We start from the raw sequence: 18,134 nt of genomic DNA on the forward strand, positions 1-18,134 counted from the left end.
GATGTTGGAGCGACTGCATGAATGCACAGACAATCCGTTTCCTGATCCAGCTTGCCTTCGCTTTGCGGCCTTGTTCGCCGTGGTCATTGTTCCGGCGCCCTACGGGCCGTCGCTCGGCTTTTTCTTGCTCGTCTTCGGGCTCTGGTTTGGCCGGCGCATCTTCAAGCGGATTGCAACGCTGGACGAGATCAAGGCGGACTTGCGCCAGCGGGTGGATGAAGGTCCTTGAAGACGCCATGTTGCCGCAAGGCACGTTTCGCGGCATTGGAGATTGCCAAATCTCTTATTCCCCATTAGGCACAACCTTGGGACCGGGCAGAAAATCGCTTATATGCGTCCTGCCAGACAACGCATGACCGGATCAGAACAAGAGCAAATGGATCAGCTGAAACTTGCCGCCCTTGACCAGGAAGACCTTCAGGTTCTTTCCGCCCATCTGCAGGACGCCGTGATTACCGTCGCGGATATCCGCTACCTGCCGAAGGAGCAGAAGGCCGTGTTCGTGATGAACCGGTTTGTGTGGGACAAGGAAGCCGACAAGCGATCGAAGGAACACGAGCGCCGCCGTACGGCGCTGGCCTTTGCGCAGGTAAAGGCCATGAAGGCGCAGAACATCAACCAGAAGGCCAAGGGCGCCGTTCTGGAACTGCTCGCCGTCACCTTTGAGCCGGGCGAAGAGCCCGCCGGCACCATCCAGCTTGCCTTTGCAGGTGGGGGCAGCCTCGCGCTTGAGGTGGATTGCATCGAGGCGCAACTGTCGGACCTTGGAGCTGCCTGGTCCACGCCGAACCTGCCGCAGCACGACCTCAGCTGACTGCCCTCACGGAATGACAGACGGTGCCCGGCACCGCACACGATGGAGAATTGCGTGGTTCTACGCCTTAACATCAACGACGCCCGTTTCGAAGACCAGTTCAAGGCTCTGCTTTCCGGAAAACGGGAAGTGTCGGAGGATGTCGACCAGATCGTTCGCGATATTCTGGAGCGCGTGCGCACGGAAGGTGACAAGGCAGTCCTCGACTACACGGCAAGGTTCGACCGGCTGCAGGCTGAGAGCATGGCCGAACTGACGGTTTCCGCCACGGAAATTGACGCCGCGCTTGCAAAGGTTCCGCAGGAGACGCTGGACGCCCTGCAGCTCGCTCACGACCGCATCCATGCCCACCATGCCCGCCAGATGCCGAAGGACGACCGCTACACGGATCCCATCGGCGTGGAACTCGGGTCGCTCTGGACCGCTGTCGAAGCCGTCGGCATCTATGTGCCCGGCGGCACTGCCAGCTACCCGAGTTCCGTTCTGATGAACGCTGTGCCGGCCAAGGTTGCGGGCGTGGAACGCATCGTCATGGTGGTGCCGAGCCCGGACGGGGTGTTGAACCCGCTGGTGCTGGCCGCTGCCAGAATTGCCGGTGTCACGGAAATCTATCGCATTGGCGGTGCACAGGCCGTCGCGGCCCTTGCCTATGGAACGCAGACCATTGCCCCGGTCGCAAAGATCGTCGGGCCGGGCAACGCCTTTGTGGCGGCCGCCAAGCGCCGCGTCTTTGGCACGGTTGGCATCGACATGATCGCCGGACCATCGGAAGTGCTGATCCTGGCCGACAGCGGCAACAATGCCGACTGGCTTGCAGCCGACCTGCTGGCCCAGGCCGAGCACGACACCGCCGCCCAGTCTATCCTGATCACCGACAGCGAAGACCTTGCAAGCCAGGTGGAAGCTGCCGTCGAAGCCCAGTTGAAAACCCTGCCGCGCGAGGATGTCGCCCGCGCGAGCTGGCAAGACTATGGCGCTATCATTCTGGTCGACGATCTGGAGGCAGCAATGCCGCTCGCCAACCGGATCGCCCCGGAGCACCTTGAGCTGGCCGTCGCCGATCCCGAGGCCCTGCTGAAAAAGGTGCGCAATGCCGGCGCAGTGTTCCTGGGGCACTATACGCCGGAGGCCATCGGCGATTATGTCGGCGGGTCCAATCACGTGTTGCCGACGGCGCGGTCTGCCCGCTTCTCATCCGGGTTGAGCGTGCTGGAATTCGTCAAACGCACCTCGATCCTGAAATGCAATCCGGATAACCTGCGTCAGCTCGGGCCGGCGGCAATCGCCCTTGGTGAATCAGAGGGGTTGTCGGCGCACGCGCGCTCTGTTTCCATCAGGCTGAATTTATAGCTCCCGACTTGAACAAGAGGCTTCGACCAGATGAGCGAACCGCACCCGGATCCCGAACCGCAGAAAACCGGTGGCAAGCTGGTCGACGTGGTTTTGGACGAAGCCTCCATCGCCCGCTCGACTCCGGAAGTGGAACACGACCGCGCGGTCGCGATTTACGACCTGATTGAGGAAAACACGTTCCAGCCGGTCGGATATCCGCCCACCAACTATGTGCTCAACCTGTCGGTGATCGAAAAGAAGCTGGTTTTGCGCATCAGGACCGATGACGACAAGGAAGTCGTCACCCACGTTCTGTCGCTGTCTCCGCTGCGCAAGATCGTCAAGGACTATGACCTGATCTGCAACAGCTATTACGAGGCGATCCGTCACGCGACGCCGAGCCAGATCGAGGCGATCGACATGGGCCGGCGCGGTGTTCACAACGAAGGCTCTGCCATTTTGATGGAACGGCTGGAAGGGAAGATCCAGGTCGACATGCAGACGGCGCGCCGGCTGTTTACCCTTGTCTACGCCCTGCACTGGAAGGGCTGACGGATATGTCCGGGCCGGGCATGCGTCCGAGTGCGGTCCTGTTTGCCTGCGGAATGAATTCCGTACGCTCGCCCATGGCCGAAGCGCTGACAGCCAAACTTTTCCCGGGTCAGGTCTACGTGCGCTCTGCCGGCGTGCGGTCCGGCAAGGTCGACCCCTTCGTGGACGCCGTGATGGCCGAAATCGGTGTGGACATGGGCAAGCACGTTCCCAAGACGTTCGAAGATCTGGACGAGTCCGGCTTCGACCTCGTCGTGACGCTGGCGCCTGAAGCTCACCACAAGGCGCTCGACATGACGCGGACGGAATCAGTCGACGTCGAATACTGGCCGACTCTCGACCCGACGCTCGCCACCGGCAGCCGCGAGCAGATCCTTGACGAATACCGCGCCGTGCGCGACCAGTTGATGATGCGTATCAAGAAGCGGCTCGACTGGACGCCGCCGCCGAGCGGCTGATGCCGGAGGACAGGAATGAAGTTTGAAATCACGGCGCCGCTGATGACGGAGCGCCTGATGTTGCGGCCTCTGGAGGCTGGTGATGCGCAAGCCCTTCACGCCTATCAGTCATTGCCGGAGACAGCGCGGTATCATTTCTGGGAACCGCGCAGCCTGGAAGAGATTCGCACGAAGCTGACCGAGTGGGTGGAAATGTGCCGGCTCGGCGGCGAGGGCACGCTGGCCTTCGCAATCGAACGAAGGGAAGCGCCGGGGCTGATTGGCGATGCCTCGCTTCGGATCACCAGTGAAGAGGCGTTGCAGGGCACCATCGGCTTTTCCCTGAACCCGGACTATAAGGGCAGGGGCTATGCAACAGAGGCTGCCGGAGCGCTTTTGAAGATTGGCTTCGAGGACCTCAGCCTCCACCGCATTTTTGCGTGCTGCGACGCCCGCAACATGGGTTCCTGGAAAGTGATGGAACGCCTGGGCATGCGCCGCGAGGCCCATTTCCGCGAACATGCGCGCTTCAAGGGCGGCTGGGACGAAGAGTTTTACTACGCCATTCTGGAAGACGAATGGCGAAACCAGGTTCGGGGAGACAGCTTTGGCGACCGTGGCCGGCTGCAGGAGACGGCTTCCGCGCGATGAGCTTGGAAAATTGGCAGTTTCTTTGCATGGCGATGGAAAGAAAGGTTCACTTTCGTTCCCTAATCCGTTAGTTTCCCGGGCACCCGCGGGCAGGGCCCGCTTTATTCAGGATATCAAATGGCCAAAGAAGAAGCTCTGGAGTTTCCGGGCGTCGTAACAGAACTGTTGCCGAATGCGACGTTCCGCGTAAAACTGGAAAATGATCACGAAATTATTGCCCACACGGCAGGGCGCATGCGCAAGAACCGGATCCGCGTTCTGGCGGGCGACAAGGTTCTTGTCGAAATGACCCCGTATGATCTTACCAAGGGGCGGATCACCTACCGCTTCAAGTAAGCGGATCTTTCAAGGTGACCCCGGCTGCAAGGCTCGCTCTTAAATGACCAATGCCCCTCAGTTGATCCTGGCCTCCGCCTCGCCGCGCCGCCTTGCGCTGCTGCAGCAGATCGGATTGGAGCCGGATCACCTTTTGCCGGCCGATATCGACGAAACGCCGAAAAAGCATGAGACGCCGCGCAGCCTTGCGCTGCGCCTGGCGCGGGCAAAGGCCGAGGCCGTTCGCCAGATGGCCGATGCGTCCGAAGCCATGCAGGACAGTGTGGTGCTGGCTGCCGACACCGTGGTTGCGGTCGGCCGGCGGGCCCTGCCCAAGGCGGAACTGACCGATCAGGCGCTGATGTGCCTGTCCCTCTTGTCCGGCCGTGGCCACCGGGTGTTCACCGGGGTGGCGGTTGCGGAGGCAAACGGCAAGGTCCGCTCCAAGCTTGTCGAAACGCGTGTGCGGTTCAAGCGTCTGACGCGTAAGGACATGGACGACTACATTTCCTCGGGCGAGTGGCGGGGCAAGGCTGGCGGATATGCCATTCAGGGCCTTGCCGGAAGTTTTGTCGTCAAGCTGGTCGGTTCCTATCCGGCGGTGGTGGGGCTGCCTCTGGTGGAAACCGCAAACTTGCTGAGTTCGGCCGGTTACCCTGTCCATCAGGGCTGGGCGACCGCGGCAGCCTGACGCTGCCGGCACCGCGCTCGGCAAGCCGACACCCCATTGCCGGCTGCTTTTCAGCAGTTGGTTAGAGGCCGAAATCCGGAGACTGAAATGGCCGAAAGCCAGAAACCCGAACGGCGCATGCGTCCCTGTCCGATCTGCTCGAAGTTGTCGACGCCGGACAATTATCCCTTCTGCTCCGATCGCTGCGCCAAGATCGATCTGAACCGCTGGTTCTCCGAAGGCTACACCATTCCGGTGGTGGAGACCGACGATATCGACGAGAGCAATTTTCCAGACGAAGACCGCTCCTGAGGACCTTGCAGGCCATGAGAGCCTGCAAGACTGTTTAGCGGCGAAATGGATGCCGGGTCATGTCTGTGTTGCAGGCAGGCCCAGGCACATCCAAACCCCTTTTCCAGACGCCTTTACGTAAACACGCGGGATCGGCACGCCGTTGTCGGTTTGCGGACGTCTGACCAATTGCCGTTCGGAGCTGCTGCTGACCGGGTGGCATGGGAAAGAGATGGCCGGATTGTGCGATTTTTAGGCAGCGCTGCAAAAATATTTATCCGGCAAAATTTTTTTCAGTTTCGCGCCGTCAGGCACTTGCAGCTGTCATAAAACTGCACCAAGATCTTTTTATACCGGCGATCCTGACGTCCTCAATTCCGGTTGTTTCCGGGTGGGTTCATACCTTTTGTTGCGGGCGTGTGTGGGTCTTTAAGAACACCGGGAAGCCGGCGTCAGGCGTCTCGTTCCTGATACGGCATAACCAACCTATCCAAGGGCGAGGGTCCGATGACAAAACGTTTTCTGAGCGCCGCAGTGCTGTCCGTGACCACGGCACTGTCGACGGCAGCCTATGCCGATTATTCGCTGACGATCTTGCACACCAACGACTTTCACAGCCGCATCGAGCCGATCAACAAGTACGATTCGACCTGCAGTGCGGAAGACAATGCAGAAGGCAAATGTTTCGGTGGTACCGCGCGCCTCGACACGATCATCAAGGATCGCCGCGCAGCCAGCAACAACACGATCCTCGTCGATGGCGGTGACCAGTTCCAGGGCACGCTGTTCTACACCTATTACAAAGGCAAGGCTGCTGCCGAGTTCATGAACAAGCTCGGCTATGACGGCATGACCGTCGGCAACCATGAATTTGACGACGGACCTGAAGTCCTGCGCGGTTTCATGGACGCGGTCGAATTTCCGGTCCTGATGTCGAACGCGGATGTCTCGAAGGAGCCTCAGCTCGCTGATGTGCTGAAGCCTTCGATCGTGATCGAACGCGGCGGCGAAAAAATTGGCCTGATCGGTCTGACACCGGAAGACACCGACGAGCTGGCCAGCCCCGGCCCGAATGTTTCCTTCACCGACCCGGTCGAAGCCGTCACTCGCGAGGCGGAGAAACTTGCCGCTGAAGGCGTCAACAAGATCATCGTCCTCAGCCATTCCGGCTACAAGGTCGACAAGGAAGTCGCTGCCAAGGCACCGGGGATCGACGTGATCGTCGGTGGCCACACCAACACCTATCTGTCGAACACATCGGACAAGGCGGAAGGCCCGTATCCGACCATGATCGACGGTCCGGATGGAACGCCGACCGCTGTCGTGCAGGCCTATGCCTATGGTAAGTTCCTGGGCGAACTGAACGTGACCTTCGACGACAATGGCGTCATCACGGAAGCGTCCGGTGAGCCGATCATCGTCGACAACACCATCGTGGAAAACCCGGAACTGGTCTCGCGGATCAAGGAACTTGCCGAACCGCTCGACGAAATCCGCAAGGAAGTCGTTGCCCAGGCGGATGCACCCATCGGTGCTGACCGGGAAGTCTGCCGGGCCCAGGTCTGTGAAATGGGCGTTCTTGTTGCCGACGCCATGCTGGATCGCGTGAAGGGCCAGGGTGTCCAGATCGCCATCCAGAACGGCGGCGGTCTGCGGGCCTCCATTGATGCCGGCGAAATCACCAAGGGTGAAGTCCTGACGGTTCTGCCGTTCCAGAACACGCTGTCCACTTTCGAACTCAAGGGTTCCGACGTGATCGCAGCACTTGAGAACGGCGTCAGCCAGGTGGAAGAGGGCGCAGGCCGGTTCCCGCAGGTGGCCGGTCTGAAGTACGCCTTCGACAAGACCAAACCCGCGGGTGAGCGGATCTCCGACGTCATGGTCATGGAAGGCGACAGCTACGTCCCGCTGGATCCGGAAAAGGTCTACGGCGTTGTGTCCAACAACTACATGCGCGGTGGTGGCGACGGCTACAAGATCTTCGCGACCAACGGCATGAATGCCTATGACTTCGGTCCGGACCTGGCCGACGTGGTTTCCGACTACCTTGCCAGCAAGAACGGTTACTCCGCTTACACGGACGATCGGATCACTGCGAAATAAGCTGTTCCAGACCCTGGAAAGTCATTGGAAGCGCGCCACCCGCGGCGCGCTTCTTTCGTTTCCGGTTCCCGAGACGGCCCCCGTTCAAAGGCCGCCCCCGATGTGGGACCGTCAAACCACCGATGCCGCAGGGCTGTTGCCCTCATGCCTTGGTGCCGCAATTGCCGGCATGCCCGGTGCACATTGGGTGTTCAGCCGTACGGGCTGTCGGGAAAACACTTTTATTTCAGTCGGTTATTTCGTTTCAAAGTTTTCAACAGGTGAGGTGAGGCCCTCGGGCAAAAAACTTTGCCGGGGTGCTGGACAAGGTTTCAGGGAGCCTCTATAAGGACCGGGCTTTCAGCGAACGGGGCTCGCCCCGGACCACTTGCAAGGCAAGCCCAGATAGCTCAGTTGGTAGAGCAGCGGATTGAAAATCCGCGTGTCGCTGGTTCGATTCCGGCTCTGGGCACCACTCTCCCTACGAATTTTGCTGAAAATATCAAGACGTTGCTTCGCGGCGGCTCTCCGTGTGCCGTCATGCCAGTACCGTTTCACCGGTGATCGCGCGCAGAACTTCCCGTGCCACAATCCGGGCGACGGGCGTCAGAACCTGTCCTTTCCGGGTCAGGAAGGAATAGGTCTCGACCGACAGCGTTAGCTCGCTCTCCAGGGCGGTGATGGTGCCCGGGCTTCCGTCTGCATTTTCGGCAAAGCTGGAAGCGACAGACTGGGCAACGGCCGCGATCGAGTTGGTGCGCTGTACGGTGGCAATCGTAAACAGGAACGAAGAGGTTGTCAGAACCTTGGTGGGCAGGCCCAGTCCCTTGTCCCGCAGCGCCTGTTCGGTCGTCGTGCGAATTGGAGCGCCAACCGGTGGCAGCACCCAGTCGAAGCCGAGCAGGGCGTCCGCGGGAATGGGCGCGGGAACGCGCGTCAGCGGATGATCCGTCCGGGCGACAAGGCAGGCAGGCTCGCGCAGGAGAGGGCGTTCCTCAAACAGCTCTGGGTCCTCGTCCACCGGTACGCGGCTGAGGGAAAAGTCGAGGCGGCCATCTTCGAGCATCGGCGCCAGATCGAGACTGGGGCCGACTTCCACCGATATGGAGATATCCGGGTAGCTGAGGCGGACATGCCGAATCGCGGGCAGGACATATTCGATTGCCGGGCCGGTGACCGAGCCGATGCTGACGTGTCCGCTCTGGCCGGACTTGTGCTGCTCGATATCGCGTCCTGCATCGGCAAATTCCTGCAGGATGCGCACGCAGCGTTCGGCCAGTTTGTAGCCGATGTCGGTCAACTCGATTCCACGGCCCGACCGCACGTAGATCTCGGCCTCCGCAACCCGCTCGACTTCGGAAATGAGGCGCGACGCGGCCGGTTGCGACATGCCCAAAGCGTTGGCTGCATCGGTGAGGCGTGAGTGCTTTGCAAGCTCTGCGAGCAAACGCAGGTGGGAGATTTTCATTCCCCGCCGTAGCAAGTCGAGGCTCATGGCCGATTCCCATCATTTCATATCAATTACGATATGTAATGATAATGAATAATAATTTGACCGTCATGTTGGTTTTCCATTTTGTACTCCCCGGCATCAACCCGTGAATGCCTGTGACTGAATAGGGCCGGCTGGGATCCGGTCCGGGAGGACGATATGAAATTTGTTTCAAAGGCGCTCGTCGCAGTAGCGGCGGCAGCAACCCTTATGTCCGGCGTCGCGCTGTCCGGCGCGGCAATGGCCCAGGACAAAGGCTCCATCGGCATCGCTATGCCGACGAAATCCTCGGCGCGCTGGATCTCCGACGGCAATTCCATGGTCGAGCAGTTCACTGCAGCCGGCTATGACGCAGATCTGCAATATGCCGAAGACGACATTCCGAACCAGCTCGCCCAGATCGAGAACATGATCACCAAGGGTGTGGACGTACTGGTCATCGCCGCGATCGACGGCACCACGCTTTCCAACGCTCTTGAAAATGCCGCAGCTTCCGGCATCAAGGTCATCGCGTATGACCGCCTGATCCGCGACAGCGGCGACGTCGACTATTACGCCACCTTCGACAACTTCAAGGTCGGCGTGCAACAGGCAACGTCGCTTGTGAATGGTCTGAAGGAGCGCTTCGGTGACGGCCCTTACAACGTCGAACTTTTCGGCGGATCTCCGGACGATAACAACGCCTACTTCTTCTACAATGGCGCAATGTCCGTTCTGCAGCCGCTGATCGACGACGGCACCATCGTCATCCAGTCCGGCCAGATGGGCATGGATACGGTCGGTACGCTTCGTTGGGACGGCGCTGTCGCACAGTCACGCATGGATAACCTCCTGTCCGCTCACTACACCGACAAGCAGCTCCATGGTGCGCTGAGCCCCTATGACGGCCTGTCCATCGGCATCCTGTCTTCTCTCAAAGGGGTCGGTTACGGCTCCGGCGATCTGAAGATGCCGATTGTCACCGGTCAGGACGCCGAAGTCCCGTCCGTGAAGTCGATCCTGGCTGGCGAGCAATACTCGACCGTTTTCAAGGATACCCGCGAACTGGCCCGCGTCACCGTCGGCATGGTTGACGCGCTTCTGGGCGGCAGCGAGCCGGAAATCAACGACACCACCACCTACGACAACGGTGTGAAGGTCGTTCCCTCCTACCTATTGGAGCCGGTGTCCGTCGACGCCAGCAACTGGGAAGAAGTGCTGATCGGCAGCGGTTACTACACCGAAGACCAGGTCAAGTAACACCCATAACGGCCTGGAGCATCCCGCATTCAAGTGAACGCACGGAAGATGCTCCAGCCCTTCAACAAGGGTCAACTTGCGGAGGCTTGATCCAGAGCGATTGAGCCTCCGCTGATCCGGCAGCACTTACCGCCCATCGACACGAACATTCCGTTCTTCCCGGCAGTCTGGGAAGCGCGGAACGGACCCGGACCCTGATTGTCCGGCGCGATGGGCGGCTCTTTCCTCGGAATTCGGAGAACGGGGTCGATGGCACTCCTTTCCATGCAGAACATCAGCAAGACCTTTCCCGGCGTGAAGGCGCTGGACCGGGTCAATCTGGATGTCCAGAAAGGCGAAATTCACGCAGTCGTCGGCGAGAATGGCGCAGGCAAATCCACGCTGATGAAGGTTCTGTCCGGCGTCTATCCGCACGGACAATATGACGGCGAGATCGTTTTCGAAGGTGAACCGGCCCGGTTCTCCGGCATCTCGGACAGTGAAAAGCAGGGCATCATCATCATTCACCAGGAACTTGCCCTGGTGCCGCAGCTTTCGATCGCGGAAAACATCTTCCTGGGCAACGAATGTGCCCGCAAGGGCGTGATCGACTGGCGCAAGACCAACCAGCGGACGGAAGAACTGCTTGCGAAGGTCGGTCTTTCGGAGCCGCCGACGACCAAGGTCGATTCCATCGGTGTCGGCAAGCAACAGCTTGTCGAGATCGCCAAGGCGCTGTCCAAGGACGTGAAGCTGCTGATCCTGGACGAGCCGACCGCGGCGCTGCAGGAAAACGACAGTCGGAAGCTGCTGGACCTGATGCTGGAGCTCAAGGCGCAAGGTGTCACCAGCATCATCATCTCGCACAAGCTCAACGAAGTCCGCTATGTCGCGGACAGCGTGACCGTGATCCGGGACGGCATGACCGTTTCGAAGCTCGACGCCAAGGCCGGGCTCAGCGAGGACGAAATCGTCCGCGACATGGTCGGCCGGGACATGACCCACCGGTTCCCGGAGCACAGCCGGACACCGGGCGATGTCCTGATGGAAGTTGCCGACTGGAGCGTCTGGCATCCCGAACATTCCGAACGGCGGGTGATCAAGAACGCCTCCTTCAATGTCCGGGCTGGAGAAGTCGTCGGCATCGCCGGGCTGATGGGCTCCGGGCGGACCGAGCTGGCCATGTCCATCTTTGGCCGCTCCTACGGCCGCAACATCACCGGTTCGGTCAAGCTCAAGGGGCAGCCGATCGACGTCAGCACCGTGGACCGGGCGATTTCGGCCGGCATTTCCTACGTCACCGAGGATCGCAAGGCCCTGGGTCTGGTGCTGGACGAGACGATCCGTTTCAACACGACGCTGGCCAACCTGGACGGCGTTTCCTCCGGTCCCATTCTCAAGCGCAACGAGGAAACCCGTGTTGCCGAAAGATACCGGGAAGCGCTGGCGATCCGCACGCCGTCGGTGTTCCAGAAAACGGTCAACCTGTCCGGTGGCAATCAGCAGAAGGTGGTGCTGGCCAAATGGCTGTTCACCGCTCCCGAAGTGCTGATCCTGGACGAGCCGACCCGCGGTATCGACGTCGGTGCCAAATATGAAATCTACACCATCATCAACGACCTCGCCGCGCAGGGCAAAGGCGTTGTCATGATCTCGTCGGAAATGCCGGAACTGCTCGGCATGTGCGACCGGATCTACGTCATGAACGAAGGGGCTCTCGTTGGCGAACTTGCCGCCGGCGATGCGAGCCAGGAGCGCATCATGTCGCTCATTGTCAACGAGTGAGAGAAGAACCCATGGAACTGGCTGACGACACCAATGCGACGCCGGTCGTGAAGACCAAGGGCATCGGCGAGTATATCTCCTCGCATTTGCGGCAATACGGTCTGTTGTTCGCGCTGATCGCGGTGATGGCCTTCTTCGAGGTCGTAACCGATGGCACGCTGCTGCGTGCGGTGAACATCACCAACCTGCTGCTGCAGAACTCCTACATCATCATCATGGCGCTCGGCATGCTGATCGTCATCGTCTCGGGCAACATCGACCTCTCGGTCGGCTCGGTGATGGGTTTCATCGGCGCGCTTGCCGCCGTCATGATCGTCAATTACGACCAGTCGCCCTATCTGACGATGATCGTGTGCCTCGCCATCGGCGGGCTGATCGGTGCGGCCCAGGGGTATTGGGTCGCCTACTGGAAGATCCCGTCCTTCATCGTGACGCTGGCCGGCATGCTTGTCTTCCGCGGCCTGTCGCTCTGGCTGCTGGAAGGTCAGTCGGTCGGCCCGTTTCCGAAGGAATTCCAGATCATCGCCACCGGTTTCGTGCCGGATCTTTTCCCGGCGGGCATAGGGGCCGCGCTGGCGGATCTCTTCGGGGCCCGCAAGGTCAACGTCCTGGCGCTTGCAACCGGTATCGCCGCCGCGGCCCTGGTGGTGTGGATCGGGCTGCGCCAGCGGGCCCAGAACAAGGCCTATGGCATCGAGGACGAGCCCACCAGCTTCTTCGTCGTCCGCAACGTGATCATCGCCGCCGCACTGATTTTCGTGATGTTCAAACTGTCCCTGTTCCGGGGCCTGCCGAACGTCTTGATCACCATGGGCATCCTGACGATCATCTATGCCTTCATCACCGAAACCACCACGGTCGGCCGGCGGATCTACGCCCTCGGCGGCAACCAGAAGGCTGCCAAACTGTCCGGGATCAAGACCGAACGGCTGACCTTCCTGGCATTCACGAACATGGGTGTGCTGGCTGCCGCAGCGGGTCTTGTCTTTGCCGCACGGCTCAACACCGCAACACCCAAGGCGGGCTTTGCGCTGGAACTGGATGTGATCGCGGCCGTCTTCATCGGCGGGGCGTCCATGTCCGGCGGGGTCGGCACCATCATCGGCGCGGTCGTCGGCGCATTCCTCATGGGCGTGCTCAACAACGGCATGTCGATCATGGGCATCGGTATCGACTACCAGCAGATGATCAAGGGCCTCGTGCTGCTCGCAGCCGTCATTTTCGATGTCTACAACAAGAACAAGCAGGGGTAACTCTATGCTGATTTCCCAGATCCTGGACGATGCCGGCAATCGGGCCGTGGTCGTTCGCAATGGCAGCGAAGCCTCTGTCCTGAAGGGCGTTGCCTCCACCTACGAACTCGTTCAGGAGGCCATCGGAAAGGGCCAGAGCCTGACCGAATGCATCCGTGGTCATGAACTTGGCGTGGCCGTCGATCTGGAGCAGCTTGCTTCAAAGGGCCGCTTGCTGCTGCCGATCGACCACCCGGACGCTGCCCACATGCATTTGACCGGCACGGGGCTGACCCATCTCGGGTCTGCCGCGACCCGCGATGCCATGCATGCCAAGGCCAAGAACGACGAAGCCAGCATGACCGACAGCATGAAGATGTTCCAGCTCGGTCTGGAGGGCGGGCGCCCGGAGGCTGGGCAAGTCGGTGTTCAGCCGGAGTGGTTCTACAAGGGCAACGGGTCTTGCGCCGTCGCGCCGGGCGGGGATCTTGTCAGCCCCGGCTTCTGTGAGGATGGCGGCGAAGAGCCGGAAGTTGCCGGCATCTATGTGATCGCGGATGACGGAACGCCGTTCCGTGTCGGCTTCGCGCTCGCCAACGAGTTTTCCGATCACGTGATGGAACGCCAGAACTATCTCTATCTGGCGCATTCCAAGCTGCGTCCGGCTTCCTTCGGGCCGGAACTCCTGGTAGGTCCGCTTCCGGAGAAGGTCGAGGGCACCAGCCGCATCTACCGCGATGGTGCCGTGCTGTGGGAAAAGCCGTTCCTGTCGGGTGAAGCCAACATGTCCCACACGCTGGCGAACCTGGAGCACCATCATTTCAAATATGACGTCTTCCGCCAGCCAGGCGATCTGCATGTGCACATGTTCGGCACGGCAACGCTTTCCTTTGCCGATGGCATTGCCTGCCGGGAAGGGGATGAGGTGGAGATTTCCGCGCCGGGCTTCGGCGTCCCCCTGAAAAACCGCTTGGCCTTCAAGGCTGCGGACGCTGGGGCTGCTCAAGTGAAGGTTCTTTAGATCATGGCATTCAAACCGGCAAAGTGGCCGCGCAAGCTGCGGTCGACCGAATGGTTCGGCGGCACCAGCCGCGACCATATCTATCACCGCAGCTGGATGAAGAACCAGGGACTGCCGGACGACCTCTTCGACGGCCGCCCGGTCATCGGCATCTGCAACACCTGGTCGCAGCTGACACCCTGCAACGCGCATCTGCGTGATCTGGCAGAGCGTGTCAAACACGGGATTTATGAGGCCGGCGGTTTCCCGGTCGAGTTCCCCGTGTTCTCGACGGGTGAAAGCACGCTGCGTCCGACGGCAATGATGTTCCGCAACCTTGCCAGCATGGATGTGGAAGAAGCGATCCGCGGCACGCCGCTGGATGGCGTCGTCTTGCTTGTCGGCTGCGACAAGACCACGCCCTCTTTGCTGATGGGCGCGGCTTCCGTCGATATTCCGTCGATTGTCGTCACCGGCGGGCCGATGCTGAACGGCTGGTTCCAGGGCGAGCGCGTCGGGTCCGGCACGCATCTTTGGAAATTCTCCGAGGCCGTGAAGGCGGGTGAGATGACCCAGGAGGAGTTTCTGGAGGCCGAGGCCGCCATGAGCCGGTCTCCCGGAAGCTGCAACACCATGGGCACCGCGTCCACCATGGCCTCGATGGCCGAAGCGCTGGGCATGGCCTTGTCCGGCAATGCCGCCATCCCGGCCGTCGACAGCCGTCGCCGGGTGATCGCGCATCTCTCCGGCCGTCGGATCGTTCAGATGGTCAAGGACGACCTGAAGCCGTCCGACATCCTGACCCGGGAAGCTTTCGAGAACGCGATCCGCACCAATGGTGCCATCGGCGGGTCGACCAATGCGGTCATCCATCTGCTGGCGATCGCCGGCCGCGTCGGCATAGACCTCTCGCTTGATGATTGGGACAAGGCCGGCCGGGATATTCCGACCATCGTCAACCTGATGCCGTCCGGCAAATACCTGATGGAAGAGTTCTTCTATGCGGGCGGCCTGCCGGTGGTGATCAAACGCCTCGGCGAGGCGGGCATGCTCAACAAGGATGCCATCACCGTTTCCGGCGAGACCATGTGGGATCAGGTCAAGGACGTGAAGAACTGGAATGAGGATGTCATCCTGCCGGCGGAAAAGGCGCTGACCAGCCAGGGTGGCATTGCGGTGCTGAAGGGCAACCTGGCCCCCAATGGCGCCGTTCTGAAACCGTCTGCCGCGTCGCCGCATCTGATGCAGCACAAGGGCAGGGCAGTGGTCTTTGAGGATATCGACGACTACAAGGCCAAGATCAACGACGACGCCCTCGACATTGACGAGACCTGCGTCATGGTGCTGAAGAACTGCGGCCCCAAAGGGTACCCGGGCATGTCGGAAGTCGGCAACATGGGGCTGCCGCCGAAGGTGCTGAAGAAGGGCATTACCGACATGGTCCGCATCTCCGATGCGCGCATGTCCGGCACGGCCTATGGTACTGTTGTTCTGCACACGTCTCCGGAAGCTGCTGCCGGCGGCCCGCTGGCGGTCGTGAAAAACGGCGACATGATCGAACTGGATGTTCCGAACCGGAAAATTCATCTGGATATCTCCGAAGAGGAACTCTCCGCACGGCTTGCAGACTGGAAACCGTCCCACCATGTTCCGGACAGTGGCTACGCGCGGTTGTTCCATGACCACGTCCAGGGTGCCGACACAGGCGCCGACTTCGACTTTCTGAAAGGCTGCCGCGGCTCGGCCGTGCCGAAGGATTCACATTGATGGCAGAAAAACTGGCGCTGGTGGGTATCGGCAAGATCGCCCGCGATCAGCATATTCCGGCAATTGCCGGCAATTCCGACTGGCAACTGGAAGCGGCGGTCAGCCGGCACGCCGGGGTCGATGGCATCGATCATTTCGAGACGATCGACGAATTGTTGGAAAACCGGCCGGACATCACCACGGTGTCGCTGGCCATTCCGCCGCAACCGCGGTTCGAATATGCGGCCAAGGCTTTGAAAGCCGGCAAGCACGTGATGCTGGAAAAGCCGCCGGGCCAGAGCCTTGCGGAATGCTACGCACTGGAAGCTCTGGCAAAGGAGCACGGTGTGACGTTGTTCGCGACCTGGCACTCGCGCTATGCCGACAGCGTGCCTGCGCTGAAGGCGTTTCTGGCCGAGCGCACGCTGAAACGGCTCAAGATCACCTGGAAGGAAGATGTTCGCCGCTGGCATCCCGGTCAGGAATGGATCTGGGAACCGGGCGGCATGGGCGTCTTCGATCCGGGCATCAACGCGTTGTCGATACTGACGGAAATTCTGCCTTACCCGGTTCACATCACCGCGGCGACACTGGAGTTTCCGCAGAACCGGGCAACACCGATTGCCGCCGCGCTGACCTTTGCCGATCCGGCAGGTGCACAGATGTCTGCCGATTTCGATTGGCGTCAGGAAGGACCCCAGACGTGGGACATCGACGTGGAAACCGACCGGGGCGCCGCAAAGCTGTCACTTGGCGGTGAGAGGCTGGAAATCGACGGTGAGCCCGTTATACAGGGGTCGAACCATGAATATGCCAACCTCTACGTCCGCATGGCGGATCTGGTGAAGTCAGGCGCGAGTGATGTCGATCTCTCGCCGATGATCCATGTTTGCGACGCCTTCTCACTTGGGCGGCGCGTCATCACCGATCCGTTCGAATTTTAATCCATCTTCAAAACCAGAAGGTTTGACATGACATTTATGCCTCACGGTAAGCAGCTTGTTGCAGGGCAATGGGTTGCCAGCGATGCAACATTCACCTCCGAACCGGCGCATGGCGCGTCTCACGCCTTTTCCGTGGGAACCGTCGATCAGGTCGACGCAGCCTGCCGGGCCGCGGAAGAAGCTTTCTGGAGCTATGGCTATTCCAGCAGCGAGGACCGGGCGAAGTTTCTGAACGCCATTGCCGACGAGATCGAGGCACGGGCGGACGCCATCACTGAAATCGGCACGTCCGAAACCGGCCTGCCGGAAGCACGCCTTCAGGGCGAACGCGGCCGCACGACCGGCCAGCTTCGTCTGTTCGCCTCGCATATTCTGAAAGGCGACTATCTCGACAAGCGTCACGATGAAGCTCTGCCGGACCGCCAGCCTCTGCCACGCCCGGACCTGAAAATGGTGCAGCGCCCGATCGGGCCGGTTGCGGTCTTCGGCGCTTCCAACTTCCCGCTGGCATTCTCGACGGCCGGTGGCGACACGGCATCGGCACTGGCTGCGGGCTGTCCCGTGGTCGTGCGCGGCCATCCGGCGCACCCGGGCACGGGCGAGATCGTTGCCGAGGCAATTGCCGCGGCCATCAAGTCCTGCGGCCTGCATCCGGGCGTCTTTTCCTTCATCCAGGGCAATGGCCACGAAGTCGGACAGGCCCTCGTGCAGCACCCGCTGATCCGCGCTGTCGGCTTCACCGGTTCACTGCGCGGCGGCCGTGCCCTGTTCGACCTGTGCGCACAGCGCCCTGTGCCGATCCCCTTCTTCGGCGAGCTTGGGTCGGTCAATCCGATGTTCGTGCTTCCCAAGGCCCTTTCCGCGCGCGGTGCGGAAATCGCCAAGGGCTGGGCCGGGTCGCTGACGATGGGCGCCGGCCAGTTCTGTACCAACCCGGGCGTCCTTCTGATGCTCGACGGTGCGGACGCTGACGCCTTCGTCAAAGCTGCCACCGAAGCCCTCAGCGGCATGGGCAAACAGACCATGCTGACAGACGGCATTGCGGAAGCTTTTCGGTCCGGTTCCAAGCGGGTTGCCGCGTCCAGCGGTGTCCGTGAACTGATCGGCACCTCGTGCGAAACCCGTGAAGCCGCGCCTTACGTCTTTGAGACCACCGGTGACAACTGGCTGGCCAACGAGGAACTGGGTGAGGAAGTCTTCGGCCCGCTCGGCATTGTGGTGCGCGTCAAGGATGAAGCGCAGCTTCTGGAAATCGCCAAGAGCCTGGAAGGCCAGCTGACATGCACGCTGCAGATGGACGCGGGCGACATGGATCTTGCCCGCAAGCTGATGCCGGTTCTGGAACGCAAGGCTGGCCGCGTGCTTGCCAACGGATTCCCGACCGGTGTGGAAGTTGCCGACAGCATGGTTCACGGCGGTCCTTACCCGGCATCGACCAACTTCGGCGCCACTTCCGTCGGCACCCTGGCCATCCGTCGCTTCCTGCGTCCGGTATGCTACCAGAACCTGCCGGACGACCTGCTGCCGGCCAACTGAGGCGGCAAGTAACCAGATAAAGACCTCATCCTGAGGA

General features: G+C 60.9%; 18 protein-coding genes and 1 tRNA gene. 18 read left to right on the forward strand and 1 reads right to left on the reverse strand.

Going from position 1 to position 18,134, the window contains the following annotated elements:
• Position 1 precedes the first annotated feature (1 nt).
• From SIAM614_RS26545 to SIAM614_RS26595, 11 genes are all read left to right on the forward strand, one after another.
• Positions 2–229: a hypothetical protein gene (locus tag SIAM614_RS26545; protein WP_006939323.1), complete on the forward strand. Its 228-nt coding sequence runs from the start codon at positions 2–4 to the stop codon at positions 227–229.
• Positions 230–376: 147 nt separating this feature from the next.
• Positions 377–814, forward strand: coding sequence for a DUF2948 family protein (locus tag SIAM614_RS26550; RefSeq protein ID WP_006939324.1), 438 nt, complete (start codon positions 377–379; stop codon positions 812–814).
• Positions 815–856: 42 nt separating this feature from the next.
• Complete coding sequence (gene hisD / locus SIAM614_RS26555; protein WP_050789503.1) at positions 857–2,164, forward strand: histidinol dehydrogenase; 1,308 nt, start codon at positions 857–859, stop codon at positions 2,162–2,164.
• Between the two features lie 30 nt (positions 2,165–2,194).
• On the forward strand, positions 2,195–2,698 hold the full coding sequence (locus SIAM614_RS26560; RefSeq protein WP_006939326.1) for a UPF0262 family protein: 504 nt from the start codon (positions 2,195–2,197) through the stop codon (positions 2,696–2,698).
• Between the two features lie 5 nt (positions 2,699–2,703).
• On the forward strand, positions 2,704–3,156 hold the full coding sequence (locus SIAM614_RS26565) for an arsenate-mycothiol transferase ArsC (RefSeq protein ID WP_006939327.1): 453 nt from the start codon (positions 2,704–2,706) through the stop codon (positions 3,154–3,156).
• A 15-nt stretch (positions 3,157–3,171) separates the two neighbouring features.
• Positions 3,172–3,786 (forward strand): GNAT family N-acetyltransferase, encoded by a 615-nt coding sequence (locus SIAM614_RS26570; RefSeq protein ID WP_006939336.1) that lies wholly within the window; start codon positions 3,172–3,174, stop codon positions 3,784–3,786.
• Between the two features lie 117 nt (positions 3,787–3,903).
• Positions 3,904–4,122: a translation initiation factor IF-1 gene (gene infA / locus SIAM614_RS26575; RefSeq protein WP_006939340.1), complete on the forward strand. Its 219-nt coding sequence runs from the start codon at positions 3,904–3,906 to the stop codon at positions 4,120–4,122.
• A gap of 43 nt (positions 4,123–4,165) precedes the next feature.
• Complete coding sequence (locus tag SIAM614_RS26580; RefSeq protein ID WP_006939342.1) at positions 4,166–4,792, forward strand: Maf-like protein; 627 nt, start codon at positions 4,166–4,168, stop codon at positions 4,790–4,792.
• 87 nt (positions 4,793–4,879) lie between these two features.
• Positions 4,880–5,083, forward strand: coding sequence for a DNA gyrase inhibitor YacG (gene yacG / locus SIAM614_RS26585; RefSeq protein ID WP_006939344.1), 204 nt, complete (start codon positions 4,880–4,882; stop codon positions 5,081–5,083).
• Positions 5,084–5,569: 486 nt separating this feature from the next.
• Positions 5,570–7,165: a bifunctional metallophosphatase/5'-nucleotidase gene (locus SIAM614_RS26590; RefSeq protein ID WP_006939346.1), complete on the forward strand. Its 1,596-nt coding sequence runs from the start codon at positions 5,570–5,572 to the stop codon at positions 7,163–7,165.
• 378 nt (positions 7,166–7,543) lie between these two features.
• Positions 7,544–7,619 (forward strand) — tRNA-Phe (locus SIAM614_RS26595).
• Positions 7,620–7,682: 63 nt separating this feature from the next.
• Here SIAM614_RS26595 and SIAM614_RS26600 read toward each other — a convergent pair.
• Complete coding sequence (locus SIAM614_RS26600) at positions 7,683–8,639, reverse strand: LysR family transcriptional regulator (RefSeq protein ID WP_040441232.1); 957 nt, start codon at positions 8,637–8,639, stop codon at positions 7,683–7,685.
• A gap of 156 nt (positions 8,640–8,795) precedes the next feature.
• On the opposite strand from SIAM614_RS26600, the gene chvE reads away from it, so the two are divergent.
• From chvE to SIAM614_RS26635, 7 genes are all read left to right on the forward strand, one after another.
• Entirely contained in the window at positions 8,796–9,875 is a 1,080-nt protein-coding gene (gene chvE, locus SIAM614_RS26605; RefSeq protein ID WP_040441234.1) for a multiple monosaccharide ABC transporter substrate-binding protein, read from the forward strand.
• A 249-nt stretch (positions 9,876–10,124) separates the two neighbouring features.
• Positions 10,125–11,639, forward strand: coding sequence for a multiple monosaccharide ABC transporter ATP-binding protein (mmsA, locus tag SIAM614_RS26610; RefSeq protein WP_006939352.1), 1,515 nt, complete (start codon positions 10,125–10,127; stop codon positions 11,637–11,639).
• Positions 11,640–11,650: 11 nt separating this feature from the next.
• The gene (gene mmsB / locus SIAM614_RS26615; protein WP_006939354.1) at positions 11,651–12,892 is read left to right on the forward strand and encodes a multiple monosaccharide ABC transporter permease; all 1,242 of its coding nucleotides are present in this window, start codon (positions 11,651–11,653) and stop codon (positions 12,890–12,892) included.
• A 4-nt stretch (positions 12,893–12,896) separates the two neighbouring features.
• Positions 12,897–13,892 carry an AraD1 family protein gene (gene araD1 / locus SIAM614_RS26620; RefSeq protein ID WP_006939357.1) on the forward strand — a complete coding sequence of 332 codons (996 nt, stop codon included), beginning with the start codon at positions 12,897–12,899 and terminating at the stop codon, positions 13,890–13,892.
• A 3-nt stretch (positions 13,893–13,895) separates the two neighbouring features.
• Positions 13,896–15,638 (forward strand): L-arabinonate dehydratase, encoded by a 1,743-nt coding sequence (gene araD / locus SIAM614_RS26625; protein ID WP_006939359.1) that lies wholly within the window; start codon positions 13,896–13,898, stop codon positions 15,636–15,638.
• Positions 15,638–16,561, forward strand: a complete 924-nt coding sequence (locus SIAM614_RS26630) for a Gfo/Idh/MocA family protein (RefSeq protein ID WP_006939369.1) — start codon at positions 15,638–15,640, stop codon at positions 16,559–16,561. The genes araD and SIAM614_RS26630 overlap by 1 nt, the downstream gene beginning before the upstream one ends.
• A 27-nt stretch (positions 16,562–16,588) precedes the next feature.
• Positions 16,589–18,097: an aldehyde dehydrogenase (NADP(+)) gene (locus SIAM614_RS26635; protein WP_040441235.1), complete on the forward strand. Its 1,509-nt coding sequence runs from the start codon at positions 16,589–16,591 to the stop codon at positions 18,095–18,097.
• Positions 18,098–18,134: the final 37 nt, after the last annotated feature.

The sequence above is a fragment of the Roseibium aggregatum IAM 12614 genome (assembly GCF_000168975.1).
Taxonomy (GTDB): Bacteria; Pseudomonadota; Alphaproteobacteria; order Rhizobiales; family Stappiaceae; genus Roseibium; species Roseibium aggregatum.

Coding starts and splice junctions, on each gene's coding strand:
- SIAM614_RS26545 (WP_006939323.1), top strand. CDS start 2: ATGTTGGAGCGACTGCATGAATGCACAGACAATCCGTTTCCTGATCCA.
- SIAM614_RS26550 (WP_006939324.1), top strand. CDS start 377: ATGGATCAGCTGAAACTTGCCGCCCTTGACCAGGAAGACCTTCAGGTT.
- hisD (WP_050789503.1), top strand. CDS start 857: ATGGAGAATTGCGTGGTTCTACGCCTTAACATCAACGACGCCCGTTTC.
- SIAM614_RS26560 (WP_006939326.1), top strand. CDS start 2,195: ATGAGCGAACCGCACCCGGATCCCGAACCGCAGAAAACCGGTGGCAAG.
- SIAM614_RS26565 (WP_006939327.1), top strand. CDS start 2,704: ATGTCCGGGCCGGGCATGCGTCCGAGTGCGGTCCTGTTTGCCTGCGGA.
- SIAM614_RS26570 (WP_006939336.1), top strand. CDS start 3,172: ATGAAGTTTGAAATCACGGCGCCGCTGATGACGGAGCGCCTGATGTTG.
- infA (WP_006939340.1), top strand. CDS start 3,904: ATGGCCAAAGAAGAAGCTCTGGAGTTTCCGGGCGTCGTAACAGAACTG.
- SIAM614_RS26580 (WP_006939342.1), top strand. CDS start 4,166: ATGACCAATGCCCCTCAGTTGATCCTGGCCTCCGCCTCGCCGCGCCGC.
- yacG (WP_006939344.1), top strand. CDS start 4,880: ATGGCCGAAAGCCAGAAACCCGAACGGCGCATGCGTCCCTGTCCGATC.
- SIAM614_RS26590 (WP_006939346.1), top strand. CDS start 5,570: ATGACAAAACGTTTTCTGAGCGCCGCAGTGCTGTCCGTGACCACGGCA.
- SIAM614_RS26600 (WP_040441232.1), bottom strand. CDS start 8,639: ATGAGCCTCGACTTGCTACGGCGGGGAATGAAAATCTCCCACCTGCGT.
- chvE (WP_040441234.1), top strand. CDS start 8,796: ATGAAATTTGTTTCAAAGGCGCTCGTCGCAGTAGCGGCGGCAGCAACC.
- mmsA (WP_006939352.1), top strand. CDS start 10,125: ATGGCACTCCTTTCCATGCAGAACATCAGCAAGACCTTTCCCGGCGTG.
- mmsB (WP_006939354.1), top strand. CDS start 11,651: ATGGAACTGGCTGACGACACCAATGCGACGCCGGTCGTGAAGACCAAG.
- araD1 (WP_006939357.1), top strand. CDS start 12,897: ATGCTGATTTCCCAGATCCTGGACGATGCCGGCAATCGGGCCGTGGTC.
- araD (WP_006939359.1), top strand. CDS start 13,896: ATGGCATTCAAACCGGCAAAGTGGCCGCGCAAGCTGCGGTCGACCGAA.
- SIAM614_RS26630 (WP_006939369.1), top strand. CDS start 15,638: ATGGCAGAAAAACTGGCGCTGGTGGGTATCGGCAAGATCGCCCGCGAT.
- SIAM614_RS26635 (WP_040441235.1), top strand. CDS start 16,589: ATGACATTTATGCCTCACGGTAAGCAGCTTGTTGCAGGGCAATGGGTT.